The following is a 21,038-nucleotide window of genomic DNA, read 5'->3' on the forward strand; positions in this document are numbered from 1 at the left end:
AAGCCGAGTGTTGGGCCGGGCCTCGGTAGGCTGATACCCCGTAGCCTAGCGAGGCCCGGCCCAACCTACGAGAACACGCATATTTCCAATACTTACCTGTGACTAGTCACAAACAACACCAGCACCACCCCCAGTGATATCAGGATAATCTGCGGTATCGTTTCTTTCAGCGTCGCACGTCTCTGCATCTGCGGCATCAGATCACTGACTGCGATATAAATAAACCCTGACGACGCAAACACCAGCACATAAGGGATCATGCCGCTGGCGCTTTCCAGCGTGTAATAACCAAGCACGCCGCCAACCACACCCATCATGCTGCAGATCAGGTTATACATATACGCACGCATGCGGCTGAAGCCGGCATTGAGCAAGACAATAAAATCACCAATCTCTTGTGGGATCTCATGGGCAATGATCGCCAGACCCGTCACCAGACCCAGCTTGGGGTTAGCCAAAAATGCCGCCGCGATCAAAATACCATCAGTAAAATTATGCAGTCCGTCGCCCACCAATATCATCCAGCCAGCCTTGCCCGCTTCATGCGCATCATGGCCATGTTCATGGTGATGACCATCGCCTTCATGATGGTGTGAGTGGCGCAGGATGGCGAATTTTTCCAGCAAGAAGAAAGCCAGCAAGCCGCCCAGCAAACAAGCAAACAGCGTGCGGGTGTCTGCCCCAGACTCAAAAGCCTCAGGCAGCGCATGCAGCAAGGAAGTGGACAGCATGATACCCACCGACAGGCTGACCATGCGTTCTACGACTTTGGAGAGCAGTGAAAACGAAAAAATGGCAGCCGCAGTGATGCTTAAGACACCAGCAATCGTGGTAGCAAACAGGATGGATAACAGCGTGGAGTGAATTTTAAACCTCGGGAATTTGCAACCAGGTTGCAAATTAAAGCATATTGCGGGGTTTTCTGCAAATGCAGTCTTCACTTGCGGCGATGTCGGCATCAGTTGCATCGCCATGAATTCTTGGATAAATAGGGCACATCTGCTCATGACGCACATTGATGATGTGCTAATAGTCATTGCATTTTTGCTATAATACTATCGATATGCTTTTACTTCTTTACGACCTGTAATTGATCCATCAATCAATGAAAAAACGGATTTTATATTCCCTGATATTGCTATCGGCGTTTGGCATTTTTAGTCATGCCCAGGCGGCAGGCAATGTGAAGAGTAATCAGAAATCACTACTCGATGATACGCCAGATTGTGAGCCCGTACCTGTATCCAAATGCTGGAAGCGTCTTGCTGATTATCTGGAAAAAGCGAAGCCGCCTGCGAACGAGCGTGAATTTGGTGAGCAGCTAGTCGCTTATGTTACGTTGGCAAAACTGGCATATTGGGTGAGAGATTTTTCTGACGCGAAAAAATTTAACCTGCTTGCACTAAAGTTTAGCAAACAAACAAAATTCGCAGTTAGAGATGCTGATATGAGCGCCAGTTTGTTTGGCGCCATGATCAATATCAATCTGGCGAATCTCGCCCTGAGCAAGCATGAGTATGCAGAGGCGTTGGGCTATCTGGACCAGTATTCTTCGATCTGGGAAAAATTGAGCAAACCTGATGGCGAGCCTGAAGAGCTTGTGTTGATGCACGGTGCCGCTTTGATTGGTTTGCAGCGTAATAGTGAAGCCGAGGTCTTGTTTGAGCAATTGCTGAAGAAATTCAATTTTTCAGGGCAGGCTCCTTGGGAAGCGAGTCCACTGATGCTGGTGCTGGAGCCAGTCAATCCCTATGAGGCAGGGCGCCGTATTGCAGCCCATTTCACGCGGGAAGGAAAATACGAAAAAGCCCTGGCCTTGTTGCAAACCATGGAACAGAGTCGCACAGAGACCATTGCACAAATGCCTGAGGAGCCTGTGCCTGGAGGGTATTGGGCTACTCACGGTGAGCCAACCGCCTTGCTGGATGATCAGGCAGCGATTTACCTGAAGCTGGGGCGCGACACTGAAGCTGAACCGCTGTTGCGCGCATCTATATTTACGCAGGGAAAGAAAGCTGGCAAGCGATTGTCGCTGGTACTGACCAGACTGGCTGAACTGACCCGGCGCAAAGGCCAGATTGCCGAAGCCGATGCCCTGATGTTGCGGGCGAAAGCAGTCCTCAGGCAAGAGCATTGGGAAAAGATAGATCCATTGGCGACTACGTTGGGGTATATCGATTGAACAAATCAGGGACGCTGCGAACACTGTGAATACTGCAAATAACTCGTCTGTAGGGTGCGTTTTAACGCACCGATTTTACATTGCCACTGTTCTCGATCTATCATTATGGCCATCACAGTCAGTGCGTTGAAACGCACCTTACCTGGCTGTCATTCATGTGTCGCTTTGTCGTCGGGATCAGTGAAGTGGTGTTAATTAGCCTGACTATTTCTAAACTTGGTATTCAAAAAATGAAAAATAAAATATTTTCCCTCTTTTTTATTCTGAGCATGGTGCTTCCATTTGCCGTGAAGGCAGCAGACCAAAGCAGCCAAAATCCTGTCAACCAAGAAACCTTGATGGTTTGTTCTAACCTGGATATGTATGCAGACTTCGCAGTAGACGGACGTGACTCTGCAATGCCGAAGGAGATTGCATTCAACATGGTCAAAGCATCAATGAATCGTCATCTCAAAATTCCAGCAAACTTGCTTCCTGAATACATTGTGGTTGTTGGCAAAATCTATGAGCTTATTTATGCAGATCAGACCATAAAGCGTGGCGCGGCTCAAGCTGCAATTGTTGAGGCCTGTTCGCATTACAAAGGTCAAAATGCAGATAAACGCTATATTGCCAACTATCTCGAAAGGAACCCACGGTCTGCATGGAACCCGTTGGTGCGTGTGCCTCTGTGTGAAAATGTCGGACAATCCGCATCCAATATTGCCGTTGCCAGAGACAAGGGAATGTCAAAAGAAAGTGTCAGCGCTCTCGTCAAAACTGGATTGCAAAATGACCAGCTTACTTTGCGGTTAATGCCATCAATAATCAACGAGGTTTTTGAAAATCCTGATGTCGACACTACCTATATTTATGTGTACAACTTAAGGAAATGCGTAGCGATAGAAAGCAATCAAAAATATACCGAACTGACAGAATTAAAACCACGTATGCGTAACTGTGAAAAATTGGAAAAAGAGGACGATAGACTGCAGTGTGATCGAAAGATATTTGGTCTATAAGTCAAGCTGAAACAGCTTCATCTGGATCGAAGAGAACTGGAATTGGGGTAAGAGTGGATCACATGGTTCCCCCTTGACGCGCAAACGAAGATGGTTCGCGATGATTAATTTTCGTGCGATTATGCTCTGTTAATCGCACGCTAGCTGAAATAATTTCAACAATATTTCTTTAAACAGGCAGTCATATCAAACTAAACTACTGCCGTCCGCATCGTCACAAACTCTTCTGCAATGGTAGGATGCACACCGATGGTCGCATCCACTTGTGCCTTGGTCACACCGCATTGCATTGCCACTGCAAAGCCCTGGATGATTTCACCAGCGTCCGGCCCTACCATGTGCATGCCGAGTACGCGGTCGGTATCAGCATCGACGATCATTTTCATGAGGCAGCGTTCGCTGGAACCAGACAGCGTGTGCTTGAGTGCCTTGAATTCACTTTTGAAGATGTTGACATGGGCATGTTTTTCACGGGCCTTGGCTTCAGTCATGCCCAGGGTGGCGACATTCGGATGGCTGAATACGGCAGTGGGAATATTTTCATAGGACATCAGCTTGCGGCCATGCTGGAACAGGTTGGCTGCAACAACCATGCCTTCTGCCAGCGCTACCGGGGTCAGTGCCACACGGTCGATGACATCGCCGATGGCATAGATATGCGGGACATTGGTGGCGAAGTGCTCATCCACGCTGATGGCGCCATTCTCGCGCACCAGCACGCCTGCGTTCTCCAGCCCTAGTCCTCTGACATTAGGCTTGCGGCCTGTGGCAAACAGAATGCAATCACTATCCAGGGTGCGACCATCACTGAGAGCCACTTGTTTGCGGTCACCATGGGCAGCGATGGACAATATCCTGGTATCGAGCGCAATTTCTACACCTTTCTTGCGCATTTCAGCAATCAGGAAGTGGCCAAGGTCAGTGTCCATGCTACGCAAAATTTGGCTGCCACGCTGTACCAGCGTGACTCTGCAACCCAGACCATTGAGGATAGAGGCCAGCTCTACCGCAATATAACCACCACCTTGTACTACCGCATGGTTCGGCAGGGCAGGCAGGTGAAAGAATTCATCCGAAGTAATGCTCAATTCACTGCCTGGTAATTCTGGTTTGATGGGATGGCCGCCAGTAGCGATCAGGATGTTATGCGCGCTATAGTTTGTGCCGTTCACTACAACCGTGTGCGCATCGACTATCTGTGCATGACCAGCGATGACATTCACGTTGGCATTCGTCAATATCTGCTTGTAGATGCCATTGAGCCTGGCGATTTCCTTGTCCTTGTTGGCAATCAGGGTAGGCCAGTCAAAGCGCTGCTCACCCAGGCTCCAGCCAAAGCCGGCAGCCTCTTCAAAGTCGTTATGATAATGCGCCGCATACGACATCAGTTTTTTAGGGATACAACCTGCATTTACGCAAGTGCCGCCCAGTGGGCCGGATTCAGCCAGAGCAACCCGGGCACCATACTGCGCCGCAAAGCGGCTGGCCCGCACGCCACCAGAACCGCCGCCTATCGTGAATAAGTCATAGTCGTAAGTGTGCATGCTGTGGTCCTGGGATAAGATAAAAAAGAGGGGGCAGATCTGGAAAGTCGCTTGCACCAGATCTGCCGGTGACACAGAGATGGGAATATTACACTACGCCATTTGCCTTGAACCAGGCCAGGGCGCGGCCCCAGCCATCTTTGGCGTCAGCTTCGTTATAACTGGGGCGATAATCAGCATTGAAGGCATGGCCAGAATTTTCATAGACCTTGAATTCTGATTTGCTATTGCCTTTTTTGAGTTCTACTTCCATCTTGAAGACAGATTCAACTGGAATACCCTGGTCCTTGGCGCCATACAAGCCCAGCACCGGCGTTTTGAGGTTGGCGGCGATGTCGATGGGGTGCTTGGGCGTCAATGCCGAGGCATCGCCGACCAGTTTGCCATACCAGGCTACCCCGGCTTTGACATTCGGGTTGTAGGCAGAATACATCCAGGTGATACGGCCACCCCAGCAAAAACCGGTGATCCCCAGGCGCTTGGTGTCACCACCATTATTCGCTGCCCATGCAACTGAAGCATCGAGATCACCCATGACTTGCGCATCAGGCACTTTGGAAATAATTTCCTTGATCAGCTCAGCCACGCTGGCAGCATTTTTCGCATCGCCCTGGCGCACAAACAATTCAGGGGCAATTGCCAGATAACCCTGCTTGGCAAAGCGGCGGGCGACATCGGCAATATGTTCATGCACACCAAAAATTTCGGATATCACTAGTATCACCGGCAGATTGCTCTTGCCATCAGGCTTGGCAAAGTACAAAGGTACTTCTGCACCCGCGACAGTCAATTTTGCCACGCCATCTGTCAGACCAGCACGGTCAGTCTTGATCATGGTTTGCGCGCTCACTGGAGCAACTGCTGCGGCAAAGCCGACACCAACTGCTGTTTGCATGAAACTGCGGCGGTTGACTGCCGTACTATCTTCAGTGCTACCGACCAGGCTATTAAAGTCTTCGCGAAGCTGCATGGTGTTCTCCTGTAAGGTTTCTTCGTAGGTTATGTATGAAACGCTGGATAAAACAGCATTGCATTGTACAACCGATTATCAAAACCTACCTGCCAGCACCGCTGGCTTCAGGGCTGCGGCAATACAGGCGGCGTGCTGTCTGCAAAAGTCAGATAGGCCTTCCACACATCATGGGTGCGGCTTTGTGTCAGGTCTAGCTGGCACTGGGCAGACTGGCGAAGGCGTATGCTGCCTTGTACCCAAAAAGTGTAGACATCACCACAATGGGCGGCGCGGTATTGTTCCCAGGCCTTTTGCGCGGTATCGAGGTTGAGTTTGGCATCCGGGGTCTTGTTAATCCGGCTTTTGGCAGCTTGCAGATAGGCGTCCAGCTTCTTGTCTGCCTTGCTCACTTCGTTAGCCATGCACTGGGCTTCTTCTTGCGTATTTTTCGCTGTTGCACACAGGATTTCAGCCTGGCTGGATGTTGCTATGGTGCAGAGCAAGGATAGCAGTGCTAATTGAATGGATTTCATAAAATCCTTAAGTTCTTTGAGATTGTCACAACATATCAGCACTGGAATAGTGTTAAGCAAATAATAACACAAAGAATTATCAGGGCTTACCCGGAAACAACTTATTTTGAAGCACTGTTTTTGTTTCATCGATACGGTGATCGTGAATAGCGTTGCGACCAGAAATTTGAAATATCAGTATCTGGATTTGTTTCCTGGGTTGCGTGATCAATGGCAGGTATGAAGTTGATCCCTGGTGTCAGGATGCGTTACACAGCGCCAAGCCATCCATGATTGCCTGGTTTTGATTCAGTGCAGTACAAATCAGGAATAGAGAGTTAAGGATTGCGTGCCGTCTTTAACGGGGTTGCCACGTTCTGCCGTATCCACGACTGCATGTCTTGCCAGATACGCTGTACTTCAGCATCAGGCGGCATTTGCGTGGCATTTGGCAACTCTATGGTGACTACCGGGATGTCCTTGTGCAGGCCGCTATAGTTGCCCAGTGAGCCGGGATAGACACCGACGCGGTTATAGATCAGGCGGCCAAAGCGGTTGGGTGGCGTGGTCGGGCCATCAAAGTCGAGTACGCCGAAAGGGGCGTGGACCGAGATGATGACGTCCGGTTTGTACTTCTCTATGGTCTCATAGACCCAGCGGCTTTCCGGTTCAGAGATCGGTGCTTTGCCGGGATAGCGGCGCGGGTCACTGCGGGTCACGCGTGCCCAGTAGCTTGGTGCTTCTTTTTGCCAGTTGGGCGTGGGGAAGTTGCGGTTCAAGTCTATGCCGCGGGCATTGACGCGGCGTGGCTTGGGTGCCAGCAGGCCATCAGGATTCACCACGGGGGCCACGCGCCAGTTGAATTCCAGCGGGCTTTTCTGCATGGCGTCCATCCATTTGAAGACAACTGAAGATGCCGTTTGTTCATCGCCATGAATGCCGCCCAGCAGTAGTACCCGTATCGCTTGCGGATGTTTGGCATCTGCCTTGATATCGCGGAACAATACCGGGAAACCATTGAGTGAATTTGCGCCCGTAGGGCTGAGTTTACTGTTCTTGCAGTCAGTCAGGCTGACTTTAGGCAAGCGCGCTACCAGTGGTGTGCACCAGTCGCTGACGGTTTTTGGTTTTACAGGCGATTTGGCTGGGGTGGATGAAGTAGGTGCCGCTGGTGCCGTTGATGCTATAGATGGTGCCGGAGGCGTTGACGCAGCAGACAGGCTGTTTGCAGATGGCATGGCCAACAGGCCAGCCACCGCAAACAAAGCACCGAGTTTTTTGCAGCGAGATGCACAGAACTTACTTCTAAAAAGAACAACCGGCATTCTTGCTTCTACTCCTAGTGCTACCTAATACTTAAAACAATGAAGATAAATTACAGTCCAGCAGCGGCACGCAAAATTGCTGCCTTGTCAGTGCGTTCCCAGGTGAATTCTGGCTCTTCACGACCAAAGTGGCCGTAAGCGGCTGTCTTGGAGTAGATAGGGCGCAGCAAGTCCAGCATCTGGATAATACCTTTTGGACGCAGGTCAAAATGCTCGTTCACCAGTGCGGCGATCTGGTCATCAGGGATGACGCCTGTGCCTTCAGTATAGACAGTTACGTTCATCGGGCGTGCTACACCAATCGCATAAGCCACCTGGATCTGGCATTGACGGGCGATGCCAGCAGCGACGATATTCTTGGCGACATAACGGGCAGCATAGGCAGCAGAACGATCTACCTTGGTAGGATCTTTACCAGAGAAAGCGCCGCCGCCATGCGGGCAGGCACCACCGTAGGTATCAACGATGATCTTGCGGCCAGTCAGACCACAATCACCTTGCGGGCCCCCGATAACGAAACGGCCAGTCGGGTTGATCAGGAATTTGGTATCCAGCAACCATTCTTTAGGCAAGACTGGTTTGATGATCTCTTCAATAACAGCGTCAATGAAAGACTGCTTCATCTTGGTCGAGGTTTCGCTTTGGTCAGGGTGATGCTGGGTGGACAGCACGACAGTATCGATACTGTGCGGTTTGCCATCGACATAACGCATGGTGACCTGGCTTTTGGCATCCGGACGCAGGAAAGGCAGGCGGCCATCCTTGCGCAATTGTGCCTGGCGTTCTACCAGACGGTGCGCATAGTAAATTGGCGCAGGCATCAGTTCTGGTGTTTCATCGCAGGCATAACCAAACATCAGACCCTGGTCACCGGCACCGGTGTTGAGGTGATCATCAGACGCCTGGTCGACGCCCTGGGCGATATCATTGGATTGCTTGTCATAAGCAACCAGTACGGCGCAACCTTTGTAATCGATACCATAATCGGTATTGTCGTAACCGATGCGCTTGATGGTGTCGCGTGCGACCTGTATGTAATCAACGTGAGCATTCGTGGTGATTTCACCAGCCAGAACGACCAGACCAGTATTGGTCAGGGTTTCGGCAGCAACGCGGGAACGGGGATCCTGTTCAAAGATCGCATCCAGAATCGCATCGGAAATCTGATCGGCGACTTTGTCCGGGTGTCCTTCGGATACCGATTCAGAGGTGAAAAGAAAATCATTAGCCATCGCAGGCTCCTATAAAAAATTGACCGTAAAAATTATGCCGCAGTCGGAAGAGTCCTGCGACGCTTTAGCGAATTTTATTAACCGCCTCGCAAGTTGTCATTAACTCGGCGGTGGCTTGCCTTCTGTGTTTATCCTGCCCTAAAGCAGGTCAGAGCTAGCCAATATGTGATATTTTACGCTCGTTCTGCATAGTCTGTCGAATATACCCTTATTATTATACTGATAATTGAGCAGCATCATGCTTGTCACTTTGTTTCGTTTCCTTTCCATTTTTCCATTGTCGGTCTTGCATTTTTCCGGAGCCGCGCTGGGTTGGTTCGTCTATTTGCTGTCGGGATCGTATCGCCGCCGTCTGAAACAAAATATCACCCGCGCCGGTTTTCCTGAGCATTTGCATGTCGCTGTGCGTGAGGCCGGCAAGAATATCCTGGAACTGCCCTTTATCTGGTGCGCCAAGCCTGACAGGGTATTAAAGACGGCGACGATAGAGAACTGGGAATTGGTACAGGCCGCGCTGGATGCCAAGAAAGGTGTGATATTTTTGACACCGCATCTGGGCTGTTTTGAAATTGTCGCCCAAAGCATCGCCGTACGCACCCGCCTGACCGTCTTATATCGCCCGCCACGCAAGGCGGCTTTAAAACCACTGATAGAGGGTGCGCGCGCGCGTGACAATCTTTTGCTGGCACCGGCAAATTTCTCTGGTGTCAGGATCATGGCCAAGGCACTTAAAAAAGGCGAGGCGATAGGTTTGCTGCCTGATCAGGTGCCGCAAGAAGGCGAGGGCGTCTGGGCTAAATTTTTTGGCAAACGCGCCTACACCATGACCTTGTCTGCCAAATTGCATGGCATGACAGATGCACCGATTATCCTGACTTTTGCAGAGCGCCTGCCCGGCGGTCGCGGCTATGTGATCCGCTTCGTGCCCTTTGAAGAAGAGCTGGGTACAGACCCGGTGGCACAGGCTACGGCCATCAACCGCGGCATGGAAAAACTGATTGCGCTATCCCCCGCACAATATTTCTGGAGTTATAACCGCTACAAGAAACCGGATGGCGTCGATGGGCCAGAGACCGGTACGGACAGGGAGCCAGTATGAGGGCAGTGCTGGTCCTGATGTGGGTATTGCACTGGTTGCCGTTGCCGCTGCTTGGCCGCCTCGGTGAGGGTGTGGGCAGCATATTATTTATGCTGATCAAGAAGCGCAGGCATATCACGCTGACGAATCTGGCGCTTTGCCTGCCGCATTTGAGCCAAGCCGAAAGGCAGGCTATCGCCAAACGCCACTTCCAGGTCTATGCCCGCAGCGTGCTGGAACGCGGCATACTCTGGTGGGCATCAGAAGCGCGTTTGAAGCGGCTCATACAGATACACCCTGCCGTACCGATGGCGGCAATGGCAGAGAGCCCTACCATATTGATGTGCCCGCATTTTGTCAGTCTCGATGTGGCAGGCGTAGCGGTGATGCTGGAGTCCTCGCTATGTTCCATTTACACCCGCCAGCGCAGCAAGGTGTTTGATGCTGCCTTGCGCAAGGGGCGCTCGCGCTTTCGTCCGGTCAAGCTGTTCTCGCGGGCAGAAGGCGTCAAGCCCATCATCCGTGCCATGCGTGAACACCTGCCATTCTTCATGTTGCCAGACATGGACTTTGGTGCCAAGGATGCCGAGTTCGTGCCTTTCTTTGGCATACCTGCAGCGACCCTGACAGCAGTACCAAGAATAGCGGCCACGACCGGTGCCAAGGTCATCCCCGTCATCGCCACGATTTTGCCTGATTACAAGGGCTGGAAAGTGACTTTCCATGAGCCTTGGCAAAAGTATCCGGGCGACGATATCGTGGCGGCTACCCGTTACATGAATGCCTTCATTGAGCAGGAAATCCTGAAAGCGCCAGCCGAATATTTTTGGGCGCATAAGCGTTTCAAAACACGCCCTCCTGGCGAACCCAGCGTTTACTGAGCCATTTTACTGATACATGCCAGTGACGGCCTGCGCCGTTACTTCAAATTCTCGCTGTAACCAATTCAAAAAAACCTGACGGCGCTGGTCCTCATCAAAGGGTATGGCTGACAGCAAGACATAGTCTGTGCTATCTGCCATGAATGCATGCGGTGCTAATAACTGCCTGCTGCGGATTTCATCTTCCACCATATAGCCCGATGCCATGGCGACACCCAGGCCAGCGCAAGCTGCCTGCAGGCTCAGGTAAAAATGTTCATACGTCGCCCGGTTTTTGCCGCGAGCGGTTTGCCCGCTGAGTTTCTGCCATAATGGCCAGGCATCGGGCCGACTTGCCGTGTGCAGCAGGCATTGTTGGTTCAGTGGCAGCTTACCTTGTTTGAGCAGACCAGGAATGCAGACAGGGGCGATCAATTCACTGGCAACTTTGGCGACATGGTAGCTTGCATCCCACACAAAATCATTGCGCCGCAAAGCCAGGTCTATATGACCGTGACGCAAATCCACAGAACCGCCAGCGGCAAATAAATGAATCTCCAGTTCAGGGTGGAGTTGCCTGAATTTGCCCAGACGCGGGATCAGCCAGCGCATGGCTATCGTTGGTTCGCAAGAGACGACCAGCGGTTGATCATCTGCCTGCCTGAGCTGGCGCAAGCCTGCTTCCAGTTGCCGCATGATGTCAGTGCAAGTGCCTTGCAGACTCAGGCCCGCACGCGTTAAAAATATGGCGCGGTTGCGGCGCTCGAACAATTCCACGCCCAGGTTCACTTCGAGTTGCTTGATCTGGCGGCTGACCGCGCCATGGGTCACATGCAGTTCTTCCGCCGCCCTGACCAGGCTCAAATGGCGGGCGGCGACTTCAAATACACGTATGGCATTCAGAGAGGGAAGGTGATTTGGCATCTGTGATATTTTCTCAATGATATGTCTGAGTATAAATCGATTTTCATCATTGTGTCTGGCTTCAGAATTCATGCATGCGTGAACATAGATCACAAATTAGATCCCACATAAATTTTTTTATCTTGAGGAAGAACATGACAGAACTCATAGCCGTTGCCATCATCACCATTTTGGCCGTCATCAGCCCCGGTGCTGACTTTGCCATGGTCACCAGGAACAGTTACCTGTATGGCCGCCGTGCAGGCTTGCTTGCTGCGAGTGGCATCGCGCTGGGTGTGCAGGTGCATGTGATGTACACCATGCTGGGTGTGGGTTGGTTGATTGCCAAATCACCCAGCCTGTATTTCGCCATCAAGATCATCGGTGCGATCTATCTGATTTATATCGGTTACCAGACATTTTTTGCCCGTGCTGTCATCAGTGCAGAAGCAGGAAATGGGCAGTCGTTGAATAATCTGGCAGCCTTGCGTGCAGGTTTCATGACGAATGCCTTCAATCCCAAAACCACTTTATTTGTCTTGAGCACTTATACCCAGGTCGTGCAGCTTGATACCAGCTTGCTGGCGCAATTTGGCTACGGCTTGTTCATGTCTGTCGCTCACTGTATATGGTTCAGCCTCGTTGCCCTGTTCTTTTCAGATCATCGCCTGCGTGCTGGCATGCTCAGACAGCAGGTGATATTGAATCGTTTCATTGGCGCTGTGCTGGTCATTCTGGGTGTATCACTTGCCAGTTTGCCCGCCTTGCATTAGTTGCATGGTTGACGAAATTCTGAGGCGCGCCTACAATTGCCGCAGGTGCTAAGGGGCGCCTACCCGCACAAGAGGCTCTCACCCTGCAAATGCACATCCATATTAATGTGATAATTGCCATGTTTCGTTTGACGTCAGCGGGTCGTCGATAAGCGAACTGGAGTTCATCATGTTATCGTCGTATTACCCCTCATTGTTCATCACACAACAGCCCATATCGACTGGAGCTGCAGCATGAACGCACTTACTATAGAAATCAAAACCCGCGCCCGTTTATTGCAAAAACTGCTGGAGACGCGCAACACCGCAGCCAGCAAACGCGCCATGATCTTGAGCCGCCAGCGCAAGTGGGACATTCCCGAGGTCTGGCAACTCAAGCACTGCATGAACCTGGCCGCAGCCGATGCCGGTTTCCATAACTGGGAACAGGCCCGCATCGTCCTCGGTGGCGAAGCCAAACCTGGTGAAGACATGGGAGACTTCTGGCACGGTGCCGAAGTGGCTGTCTTCATCAATCACTGGTATGCCAGCTATGCCGAAGCGCAGGCGCAATTGCAGGCGAGTGAAGCCGGTTATCTGCTGCCTTACCGTCGTCAGTATCTGGTCGTCACCAGTGATTATTTGCAGGCGCTGGGTGTTAGCGCTGCACCGGAATTCTGGGAAGTTATCGGGCGTGATCTGGTACAGGGCTATGGCAGTGCAAGCTGGCTGAACCTGGCGCAGCAACGCTTGCAATCCAGTCGCACCGAGCGTTTCAAGGCGAACTGGGATGCTTCCCAGATCATGCTGGATTTGCAATCCACTGAAGTTGAGGCTGAACGGGTGATGAAGTCTTTTGTCAAGGATGGGCGGCTGGTGAGTATTCCTGAACAGCGTAAAAAACGGCTGGTGATCTTGCGCTGGCTGGTGGAACAATTACAATTTGAGCATCGGTATGTGGAGGCTGATATCAATAGCTTCTTGTTGCAGTTTCATGCTGATTTTGCGACCTTGCGGCGGGAGTTTATTATGAATGGATTGATGGAGAGGGCGGAGGGGGAGTATTGGAGGGTGTGAGCTATGTCTGCGATTTAATGCAGATTAGCTTTGTTGTACCGCCCTGGCTGCTGAGTCTTGAATTTGACGGCAATGTAGTTAACGTCATTCCTGCGCAAGCAGGAATCCACCGGGCTGGCGTTCCAGCGACGTTCGCAGTATGCCGTGCTGTTTGTTGTATGCCGCACTTTGCCTAAAGCGATTGCCCTTCGTGGATACAAGCCGGGTCTCGGCCCGGCAGCCGAAATACTTTCTTTGCGTCGCCAAAGAAGGTATTCCAAGAAAGTCGACCCAGGCATAGCCGCCCCTTCGGGGTTCCCATTTGTGCAGTACAAAAAATGGGAAGATCCGAAACTCGCTACCCTCAGACAGCGGCTCTTCTTGATCCATTTTCTGTACTGCACAAATGGCGGCTACACATGGGAACGGCAAAAGTCAAAAGCAACTGCAAAGTCAAATTCAACGGCAACCCCAACGTCAAATTCAACAGCATTGTCACCATGACCGCCACTCACATTCTTCGCGATCAATTGCTCACCGATTAAACCTACCCCACCGCAGCCTGCAAGGGCAGGCTGACACTCACCGCCAAACCGCCACCTTCACGATTGGCAAACCGTATCTCCGCATGCAGTTGTATAGCCAGTTGCGCCACGATAGCGAGGCCAAGGCCAGCGCCTCCGGTATCACGGTTGCGGGACGATTCGAGTCGCACAAAAGGTTGCATGACAGCTTCCCATTGTTCTTCCGGGATGCCTGGGCCTCTGTCCTGTACCGTGATGACTGCATGCTGCTGGTCACTGCTCAGAATAAGCTCGACTTCACCGCCGAACTTCAATGCATTGTCGATGAGGTTGCCGAGCAGGCGGGACAGGGCCAGAGGGCGGGTTTGCAGGGTCTGGTGGGTATTGCCATTGAGGCTGACTTGCTGGCCGGTGTCGCAATAGTCTTGTACCAGGCTGCCAGCCAGGGCATCGAGCTTGATCTTGCTGCTGGCTTCCTGGTCGGTTTGCAGCTGGTTTTGTACCTTGGCATAGGCCAGGCCCTGCTCCACCAGTTTTTGCATGGCTTGCAGGTCAGCCTGCATTTTATCCCGATGGGTATCGTCGTCCATGAGTTCGGTGCGCAGGCGCAGGCGGGTGATGGGGGTTTGCAGGTCGTGGGTGATGGAAGCCAGGATTTGCATGCGTTCTGCCAGGTAAGTGTCTATGCGTTCCTGCATGTTCTGGAAGGCAGTCGCTGCGCGGAATACTTCTCGCGGCGCGCGGGCAGGGAACTGTGGCCTGGCACCAGGCTTGACCATCGCATCGGCAGCATCGGCCAGCATCGCCAGTGGGCGTGTCGCTGTCCTGACTGCCAGCCAGGCTGCCACCATGAGGATGGCAAGCTGTACGCAGAGCAGCGAGAACATGCTCCATTGTATGGTGTAAGGCGACGCAGTCAGGCGCACGGTGAGCGGCGCGCCATCGCTCAGGGCCAGATGCAATTGCAGGATTTTTTTATCAGCTTCCATACTGGTGCTGATTTTGATCTTTGCCGGATGTTCAAGATTATTCTTGATGGCCTCTATCGCCTCGTTGGCAATGTCCAGGTCTATACTGTCCTTGGCATCAGCAGGGGCGGCCTGCAAAGTATATTCATAGTTGTTGCGGGCAAGCTTGCCCAGCCAGGCCTGGCGTTCGCTGACTGGCAGGCGGTCAAGAAAGGAAATCGCATTGGCGACATCTTTGCCTACCGAATAAACCATATGATTTTTCCTGACCTGCATCTTGTCCCACTGCGACGAGGCAAACGACAGTGCGTAGGCCATCAGCAGGGCACTAAGCAAAATCAGGCATAGGCGGCCAAACAGGGTGTGCGGCCAGTGCGGGCTTTCTATGATGTGCATCAGGCTTCCTCTGGTGCGGTAACTTGCGCGCAAAATACATAGCCTTCACTGCGCACGGTTTTGATATAGCGTGGTTCGCGGGCATCATCACGCAAATGCTGGCGCAGGCGGCTGACCAGCAAGTCGATGGAGCGCTCGAACAGGTCGGCATCGCGACCCTGCGTCAGGTTCAGCAACTGGTCACGGTTCAGCACGCGCTGCGGGTGTTCGACAAAGACTTGCAGCAAGCGGTATTCCGCCCCACTGAGCGTGACCAGGACACCGTCTTTATCAAGCAGATGGCGTGCCAGGGTATCAAGTTGCCAGTCACCAAAATGCAGCATGGCGGGTGGTTTTTGTTCGCGCAATTTAGGGGGAAGCATGCGTGTACGACGCAAGACCGCCTTGATGCGTGCCAGCAATTCGCGTGCAGCGAAAGGCTTGGTCAGGTAATCATCTGCGCCCATTTCCAGGCCGACGATGCGGTCAGTTTCTTCAGCGCGTGCCGTCAGAAAAAACAGGGGAATAACTTTATGTGGGCCAGAGCGCAACTCACGGCACAGGCTCAAACCATCTTCGCCGGGCATCATGATATCAAGAACAACCAGGTCGATGGCACTGCCTTCCAGCAAGGCGCGCATTTGTTTGCCGCCCGCAGCCGTACTGACCTTGTTGCCATTCTTGCGCAGGTACAGGGCAGTCAGTTCGCGTATTTCTGCATCATCATCAACGATGAGGATGTGATCCGGGGATTCAATGTTTTCCATGTGCTGGGCTGGTTGGGGGGCTGGTTGTGCATTCTTGATGCGCATTTTTTGATAATCTATTCCATGGTGCTTTATAGCTTAAATCTTGGCAGAGACAAAATCTTTTGTATCCCAGTGTATCTGGGCACTGTTGACACATATGTAGATGCAAATATGGCATTTCCTGACATCTGCCAGATACCTTGCGCTTGTTTAATGACCTTGCCGTGATGAATTCATCACCTCGACAACTCAAGGAGAACTGACATGAAAAAGCAAATGATCGTTATCACCACTTTCGCCACTGTATTGATGAGTGCCTGGTCTGCCCAGGCGCAGCAGGCTGGTTTGTCTGATTACTACCTGGCACCCGTGGAAGCTCAAATCCAGGCCAACAATCCGGCCAGCGGCAAAGCTGGCGCGGTCGCGGGTACATGGCTTACGCAAAGTGGCAGTCTGGAAGTGCAGATCAGTCATTGTGGTGAGGCTTTGTGCGGCAAAGTCAGCAAGGTCAATGATGTGGCAAATTTGAGCAACATGACTGCGATGGGTAATGCCGCAACGCCTGCATCTGCGGTACCGGTATTGGGAAAGACCATCATGGAAGGCTTTACACCAGGCAATGCCGACACCTGGTCAGGCAAGATTTTTAACCGTGCCGATGGCCAGACCTACGCCTGCCAGATGCGCATGCTGAGCCAGACCGAGCTGGAAGTCACTGCCTACAAGGACAAGCCAGAAAATGGCCGTGCCCAGGTGTGGACGCGCGTATCCAACATTATCACGGCGCAAAAATAAAAATGGGAGCATCACCTGATACTCCCATTTCATTTTTCAATATCAATCTTCAATAGCAATCCAGACTTACGCCAGCAATTCAACTTCACCAGGCAATAAAGTATTGGCTGGCAAGGCATCGCGTTGTTTCAGGCGTTCATAATAAGGCGTGAAATCCGGTGCCGTGCCATCAAACAATTGCTGGAAATTGTCGATGACAAAATAGGTTTCCTGGTAGCTGTCTATCTTGTACAGCGTTTGCAGGCAGCGTTCTATGTCGAGATGGATATGGCGCGAAGTCGTTCCCGGCTTCAGGCAATATTCGACCTCGCCACCAGACGACAGGATGCCTGCGCCATAGATGCGCAAACCCTTGTCGGTATTGATCAGGCCAAACTCTACCGTGTACCAGTACAAGCGCGCCAGAAAATCCAGGCCACCCAGTTTCATCGCCTTCAAACCGCCTTGGCCATACAGCTGCATGTAGTCGGCAAAAATTGGATTGAACAGCATGGGCACATGGCCGAAATAATCGTGGAAGACATCGGGTTCGACGATGTAATTGAATTCTTCCGGCGTGCGCAACCAGACCGTGATCGGGAAGCGGCGGTTGGCCAGGTGTTCGAAGAAAGTCAGTTCCGGAATCAGGCCAGGCACGGCCACGATGCGCCAGCCGGTTGCGGCAAATAATTCTTCTGAAGTACGCTCAAACTTTGGGATGCCAGCCGAGGCATCCATCTTGTGCAGTGCTTCTATGAACTCGTCACAGGCACGGCCGGGCAAGAGTTCCATCTGGCGCTGATACAGCTTGCGCCACAGTTCATGCTCTGCTTCGGTATAGGCATCCCAGTCTTGCTCGACGACATATTGCGCGTCGGCTTTTTCATAATTTCCACGCAGGGCTGCACCATTGGATTTTTCGGCAACGGTGGCCAGAAAATCGTCGTTGCTGACAGTCGTGTCAACACTAGCGGAAGTAGCGATAGTATCCATATTTTTCAGTGAAAAAGGCCGGCATCAAGATGATGACCAGCCTCTTTCATATCTCCATTAGCTATTGGCGAAACAAAGTTTTAATACATCAGGCAGTTGTTTCGTCTTTGATGACGCCACGACGAATCTGATCAAGCTCGATAGATTCAAACAGGGCGCGGAAATTACCTTCGCCAAAACCCTGGTCGCCCTTGCGCTGGATGATTTCAAAGAAGATAGGGCCGATGACCGTGGTCGTGAAAATCTGCAACAGCAATTCACGCGATGTTTCTGTGCTCTTGCCATCGACCAGGATGCGCAGCTTGCGCAATTCTTCCAGATTTTCACCATGGCCAGGCAGGCGACGATCGACCAGATCGTAGTAAGTTTCTATCGTGTCCTGGAATACCACGCCATTGGCTTTCATGCCGCCAACTGTGTCATAGATATTGTCGGTGCCCATGGCGATATGTTGCACGCCTTCGCCGTGGTACAGGTCCAGGTATTCAGCGATCTGGGATTTGTCATCCGAAGATTCGTTGATAGGAATACGGATTTTGCCGCAAGGTGAAGTCATGGCTTTGGACTTCAGGCCTGTGTGCTTGCCAGCGATATCGAAGTAACGGATTTCACGGAAGTTGAACAGGGTTTCATAGAAATCTGCCCATTCCTTCATGCGGCCACGGTGTACATTGTGGGTCAAATGGTCGATGTAAGTCAGACCCTTGCCGACAGGGTTGGAGTCCACACCAGGCAGTGCCACGAAGTCAGCGTCATAGATACTGATATTGCCGATGGCACCTGCATCTGCGCCATCTTTACCATGCCAGCGGTCAACGAAATAAATCAGGGAATCACCAATGCCTTTGATGGCAGGGATATTCAGTTCCATAGGGCCGGTTTTATTGTCGAAACCCCAGGCACCCAGTTCCAGTGCGCGCTTGTACGCAGCGTTGGCATCCTTGACGCGGAAAGCGAATGCGCAAACAGACTGACCATGTTTGCGGGCAAATTTTTGTGCGAAAGAATCAGGTTCTGCATTGATGATGAAGTTCACATCGCCTTGACGGAACAGCGTCACATCCTTGGTGCGATGTTTGGCTATCGCGGTAAAACCCATGGTAAGGAATAATTCGCCGAGTGCTTTTGGATCGGGTGCTGCATACTCGATAAACTCAAAGCCATCGGTACCCATAGGGTTTTCCCAAGTTTGGAATGTCATGCCTGTCTCCTTAGTGTGATCATCAGTATTGCTTCATCGGGCTAGATTCAGCTGGCTAGTGTTAAGTCTGGCTGAGTTGTAGCTCAAGCTCTCAGTATAGTCTGCAAAACGCGCCATATAATTGCAAAATAACCCAATGGTTTGCCGATTTGAGCAATAATATTGCTTAATTCATTTTGTATTGGGCAGATTATGCTTGAGGTTGAACTGGACAAGATAGACCGCAAGATCCTGGCGATTTTGCAGGCAGACGGCAGGCTCACCAATCAGGAAGTGGCTGAGCGCGTCAACCTTTCTCCCTCACCCTGTCTGCGTCGCATCAAGCGCCTGGAAGACAGCGGTGTTATCCGCAAATATGTCGCCTTGCTGGAACCCGCCAAGATAGGCCTGGGTTTGCTGGCTTACGTCAATGTGCGATTGGAAAAGCACAGCGATGCCCCCGGCAAGGGCGCTTCACGCTCACCGCGCGATGACTTCTCGGCTTCAGTAGGACAGTGGCCAGAGGTGGTGGCCTGTTATGCGATGACCGGGGAAATGGACTATCTCTTGCGTGTGCATGTCGAAGACATGAATCACTTTTCGCGCTTCATGATGGAGACGCTATTGCGGCATGCTGCTGTGCTGGATGTGAAGTCGAGTTTTGCCTTGCAGCAGATTAAGGATACGACGGCATTGCCGGTGGTGGTGGGGACGTAAGGGGAGAGTACGTTGACTGGGACGTTTTAACTGGGGCGTTTTAATATAATTGGCCTTGACATCGTCGCTCCTGCGAAGGCAGGAGGCTACCGGGCTGGCACTCCAGTGGCGTTCGTTGCACACTGTCGTCGTATGTAAAACGATTGCCGTTCGTGGATGCAAGCCGGGTCCCGGCCCGGCAGCCGAAATACTTTCTTTGCGTCCCCTACAAAGAAAGTATTCAAAGAAAGGCGACCCAGGCGTCGTCGCCCCTGCGGGGTGCCCGTTTATGCACTACAAAAAATGGGAAAGTCCGAAAACTCGCTTGCCTTGCAGGGTGCATGCAATCTGCCTGCGCAACGATCAGGCCTTGCAAGGCCTGATTCCGTCCCTAGAGGGATGCAGGGCACATGGGAACTGCCAAAGTCAACAGCAACGTCAATGCGCCTTGCAAACGAGATTCGTTGGACTGGAGTAATCAACGAACTGGATACAAAGAAGTCAGTTTTTGCTCTCTTTGTAACTTTCTCTGATCTCCGTATGTCCGTGGTGAGATGCCTTAGCTCAATTACTTCGAACTATCCTTCATCCCCGGCAAATTACTCAGCCATTTGGCCGCGGCGCGGGTATTTGCCTTGATGCGGTAGTCAATCGCAGCGACCTGCTCCTGCATGGCTTCTTTAAGCATGCTGGCGGCGTCCGCTGGCATGAGTTTGAGGTAGGCGTCGGCTTCGCCGTAGGCGCGGTGGATTTCCATACCGGCTTTTTTGGCGATGTGTATCATGGTCTGGTTGGACGACAGGCAATGCATGTACAGGGTATCGACATCATCATTGCGGCAGTGAATGGCACCGCGTTCAAACAGTTTTGAACCTATGCCTTTGCCGCGGGCAGAACTGGACACGGAGACGCCAAATTCGGCGACTTTGTCTTTGTCTGTAGCTTCATCATCTTCTGCGCGTGGGGCATAAGCCAGATGGCCGACGCCGACGATGCGGAAGTGGTGGCTGATGACGCCAAATACCTTGTCGCGGGAGAAGTCTATGCCTTCTACATATTTTTCTACCATGGCATCGGGCAGATAGGTGCCAAAGCGCAACAGACGGTCACTTTCTTCAAGACCAAGAAAGTGTTTCATGATGCGGTGCCTGTCCTTCTCTGACAATTCCTTGACGAAAACTGTGGACTTGGATGTTTTTTTTGCGGAATCTGACAAGTGTGTGGGATCTTCTGGAAAAACGTCTGACGCATTCATAGCAGCTCCTTATGGGTAGCCTTTTGTGCACTGCACAATGCATTGTAGATGATCTGTCCGGATTATTCCAGAAAAGCCCATGTTTTGAGAATAAAACTTCTATTCTCTTCATTTTAACTAAATTTAA

At 51.7% G+C, this 21,038-nt stretch carries 21 protein-coding genes; 8 read left to right on the forward strand and 13 right to left on the reverse strand.

Annotation, left to right across the window (positions count from 1 at the left end; genetic code table 11):
* Positions 1–92: 92 nt before the first annotated feature.
* Positions 93–842: a ZIP family metal transporter gene (locus ACO0LG_RS06670; RefSeq protein ID WP_422950938.1), complete on the reverse strand. Its 750-nt coding sequence runs from the start codon at positions 840–842 to the stop codon at positions 93–95.
* Between the two features lie 263 nt (positions 843–1,105).
* Between ACO0LG_RS06670 and ACO0LG_RS06675 the strand changes: the two genes are divergently transcribed.
* Entirely contained in the window at positions 1,106–2,182 is a 1,077-nt protein-coding gene (locus ACO0LG_RS06675; RefSeq protein ID WP_423024571.1) for a hypothetical protein, read from the forward strand.
* Positions 2,183–2,337: 155 nt separating this feature from the next.
* Positions 2,338–3,183, forward strand: coding sequence for a hypothetical protein (locus ACO0LG_RS06680; RefSeq protein ID WP_423024573.1), 846 nt, complete (start codon positions 2,338–2,340; stop codon positions 3,181–3,183).
* Positions 3,184–3,374: 191 nt separating this feature from the next.
* On the opposite strand, the gene gorA is transcribed toward ACO0LG_RS06680, so the two are convergent.
* From gorA to metK, 5 genes are all read right to left on the reverse strand, one after another.
* Positions 3,375–4,727, reverse strand: a complete 1,353-nt coding sequence (gene gorA / locus ACO0LG_RS06685) for a glutathione-disulfide reductase (RefSeq protein WP_423024575.1) — start codon at positions 4,725–4,727, stop codon at positions 3,375–3,377.
* 88 nt (positions 4,728–4,815) lie between these two features.
* On the reverse strand, positions 4,816–5,697 hold the full coding sequence (locus ACO0LG_RS06690) for a dienelactone hydrolase family protein (RefSeq protein ID WP_423024577.1): 882 nt from the start codon (positions 5,695–5,697) through the stop codon (positions 4,816–4,818).
* Between the two features lie 107 nt (positions 5,698–5,804).
* Complete coding sequence (locus ACO0LG_RS06695; protein WP_423024579.1) at positions 5,805–6,212, reverse strand: lysozyme inhibitor LprI family protein; 408 nt, start codon at positions 6,210–6,212, stop codon at positions 5,805–5,807.
* A gap of 317 nt (positions 6,213–6,529) precedes the next feature.
* Positions 6,530–7,429: a M14 family zinc carboxypeptidase gene (locus tag ACO0LG_RS06700; protein ID WP_423024581.1), complete on the reverse strand. Its 900-nt coding sequence runs from the start codon at positions 7,427–7,429 to the stop codon at positions 6,530–6,532.
* A gap of 137 nt (positions 7,430–7,566) precedes the next feature.
* Entirely contained in the window at positions 7,567–8,748 is a 1,182-nt protein-coding gene (gene metK / locus ACO0LG_RS06705; RefSeq protein ID WP_422950739.1) for a methionine adenosyltransferase, read from the reverse strand.
* Between the two features lie 238 nt (positions 8,749–8,986).
* Between metK and ACO0LG_RS06710 the strand changes: the two genes are divergently transcribed.
* Positions 8,987–9,847, forward strand: coding sequence for a lysophospholipid acyltransferase family protein (locus ACO0LG_RS06710; protein WP_423024583.1), 861 nt, complete (start codon positions 8,987–8,989; stop codon positions 9,845–9,847).
* Positions 9,844–10,707, forward strand: coding sequence for a lipid A biosynthesis acyltransferase (locus tag ACO0LG_RS06715; protein ID WP_423024585.1), 864 nt, complete (start codon positions 9,844–9,846; stop codon positions 10,705–10,707). Before ACO0LG_RS06710 ends, ACO0LG_RS06715 begins: the two co-directional genes overlap by 4 nt.
* 6 nt (positions 10,708–10,713) lie before the next feature.
* On the opposite strand, the gene ACO0LG_RS06720 is transcribed toward ACO0LG_RS06715, so the two are convergent.
* Positions 10,714–11,610, reverse strand: coding sequence for a LysR substrate-binding domain-containing protein (locus tag ACO0LG_RS06720; RefSeq protein WP_423024587.1), 897 nt, complete (start codon positions 11,608–11,610; stop codon positions 10,714–10,716).
* A 134-nt stretch (positions 11,611–11,744) separates the two neighbouring features.
* Here ACO0LG_RS06720 and ACO0LG_RS06725 point away from each other — a divergent pair, with 134 nt between their 5' ends.
* Complete coding sequence (locus ACO0LG_RS06725) at positions 11,745–12,362, forward strand: LysE family translocator (RefSeq protein WP_423024589.1); 618 nt, start codon at positions 11,745–11,747, stop codon at positions 12,360–12,362.
* Positions 12,363–12,596: 234 nt separating this feature from the next.
* Positions 12,597–13,418, forward strand: coding sequence for a DUF2087 domain-containing protein (locus ACO0LG_RS06730; RefSeq protein WP_423024591.1), 822 nt, complete (start codon positions 12,597–12,599; stop codon positions 13,416–13,418).
* Positions 13,419–13,502: 84 nt separating this feature from the next.
* Here the strand turns inward: ACO0LG_RS06730 and ACO0LG_RS06735 are convergent, their stop codons facing one another.
* The 3 genes from ACO0LG_RS06735 to ACO0LG_RS06745 all read right to left on the reverse strand — a co-directional run bounded on the left by ACO0LG_RS06735 (position 13,503) and on the right by ACO0LG_RS06745 (position 16,022).
* Positions 13,503–13,787, reverse strand: a complete 285-nt coding sequence (locus tag ACO0LG_RS06735; RefSeq protein ID WP_423024593.1) for a hypothetical protein — start codon at positions 13,785–13,787, stop codon at positions 13,503–13,505.
* Between the two features lie 157 nt (positions 13,788–13,944).
* Positions 13,945–15,285, reverse strand: a complete 1,341-nt coding sequence (locus ACO0LG_RS06740) for an ATP-binding protein (RefSeq protein ID WP_423024595.1) — start codon at positions 15,283–15,285, stop codon at positions 13,945–13,947.
* Positions 15,285–16,022 (reverse strand): response regulator, encoded by a 738-nt coding sequence (locus tag ACO0LG_RS06745; protein WP_423025561.1) that lies wholly within the window; start codon positions 16,020–16,022, stop codon positions 15,285–15,287. The genes ACO0LG_RS06740 and ACO0LG_RS06745 overlap by 1 nt, the downstream gene beginning before the upstream one ends.
* 255 nt (positions 16,023–16,277) lie before the next feature.
* Here ACO0LG_RS06745 and ACO0LG_RS06750 point away from each other — a divergent pair, with 255 nt between their 5' ends.
* Positions 16,278–16,808, forward strand: a complete 531-nt coding sequence (locus ACO0LG_RS06750; RefSeq protein ID WP_423024597.1) for a DUF2147 domain-containing protein — start codon at positions 16,278–16,280, stop codon at positions 16,806–16,808.
* 66 nt (positions 16,809–16,874) lie between these two features.
* Here ACO0LG_RS06750 and phhA read toward each other — a convergent pair whose 3' ends face one another.
* Both phhA and hppD read right to left on the reverse strand, forming a co-directional pair.
* Complete coding sequence (gene phhA, locus ACO0LG_RS06755) at positions 16,875–17,780, reverse strand: phenylalanine 4-monooxygenase (RefSeq protein ID WP_423024599.1); 906 nt, start codon at positions 17,778–17,780, stop codon at positions 16,875–16,877.
* An 88-nt stretch (positions 17,781–17,868) separates the two neighbouring features.
* Complete coding sequence (gene hppD / locus ACO0LG_RS06760; protein WP_423024601.1) at positions 17,869–18,981, reverse strand: 4-hydroxyphenylpyruvate dioxygenase; 1,113 nt, start codon at positions 18,979–18,981, stop codon at positions 17,869–17,871.
* 192 nt (positions 18,982–19,173) lie between these two features.
* On the opposite strand from hppD, the gene ACO0LG_RS06765 reads away from it, so the two are divergent.
* Positions 19,174–19,677, forward strand: coding sequence for an Lrp/AsnC family transcriptional regulator (locus tag ACO0LG_RS06765; RefSeq protein ID WP_423024603.1), 504 nt, complete (start codon positions 19,174–19,176; stop codon positions 19,675–19,677).
* A 547-nt stretch (positions 19,678–20,224) separates the two neighbouring features.
* Here ACO0LG_RS06765 and ACO0LG_RS06770 read toward each other — a convergent pair.
* Positions 20,225–20,911 carry a GNAT family N-acetyltransferase gene (locus ACO0LG_RS06770; protein ID WP_423024605.1) on the reverse strand — a complete coding sequence of 229 codons (687 nt, stop codon included), beginning with the start codon at positions 20,909–20,911 and terminating at the stop codon, positions 20,225–20,227.
* Positions 20,912–21,038 lie beyond the last annotated feature (127 nt).

It is taken from the genome of Undibacterium sp. Ji42W, from assembly GCF_049340405.1.
Lineage (GTDB): Bacteria > Pseudomonadota > Gammaproteobacteria > Burkholderiales > Burkholderiaceae_D > Undibacterium.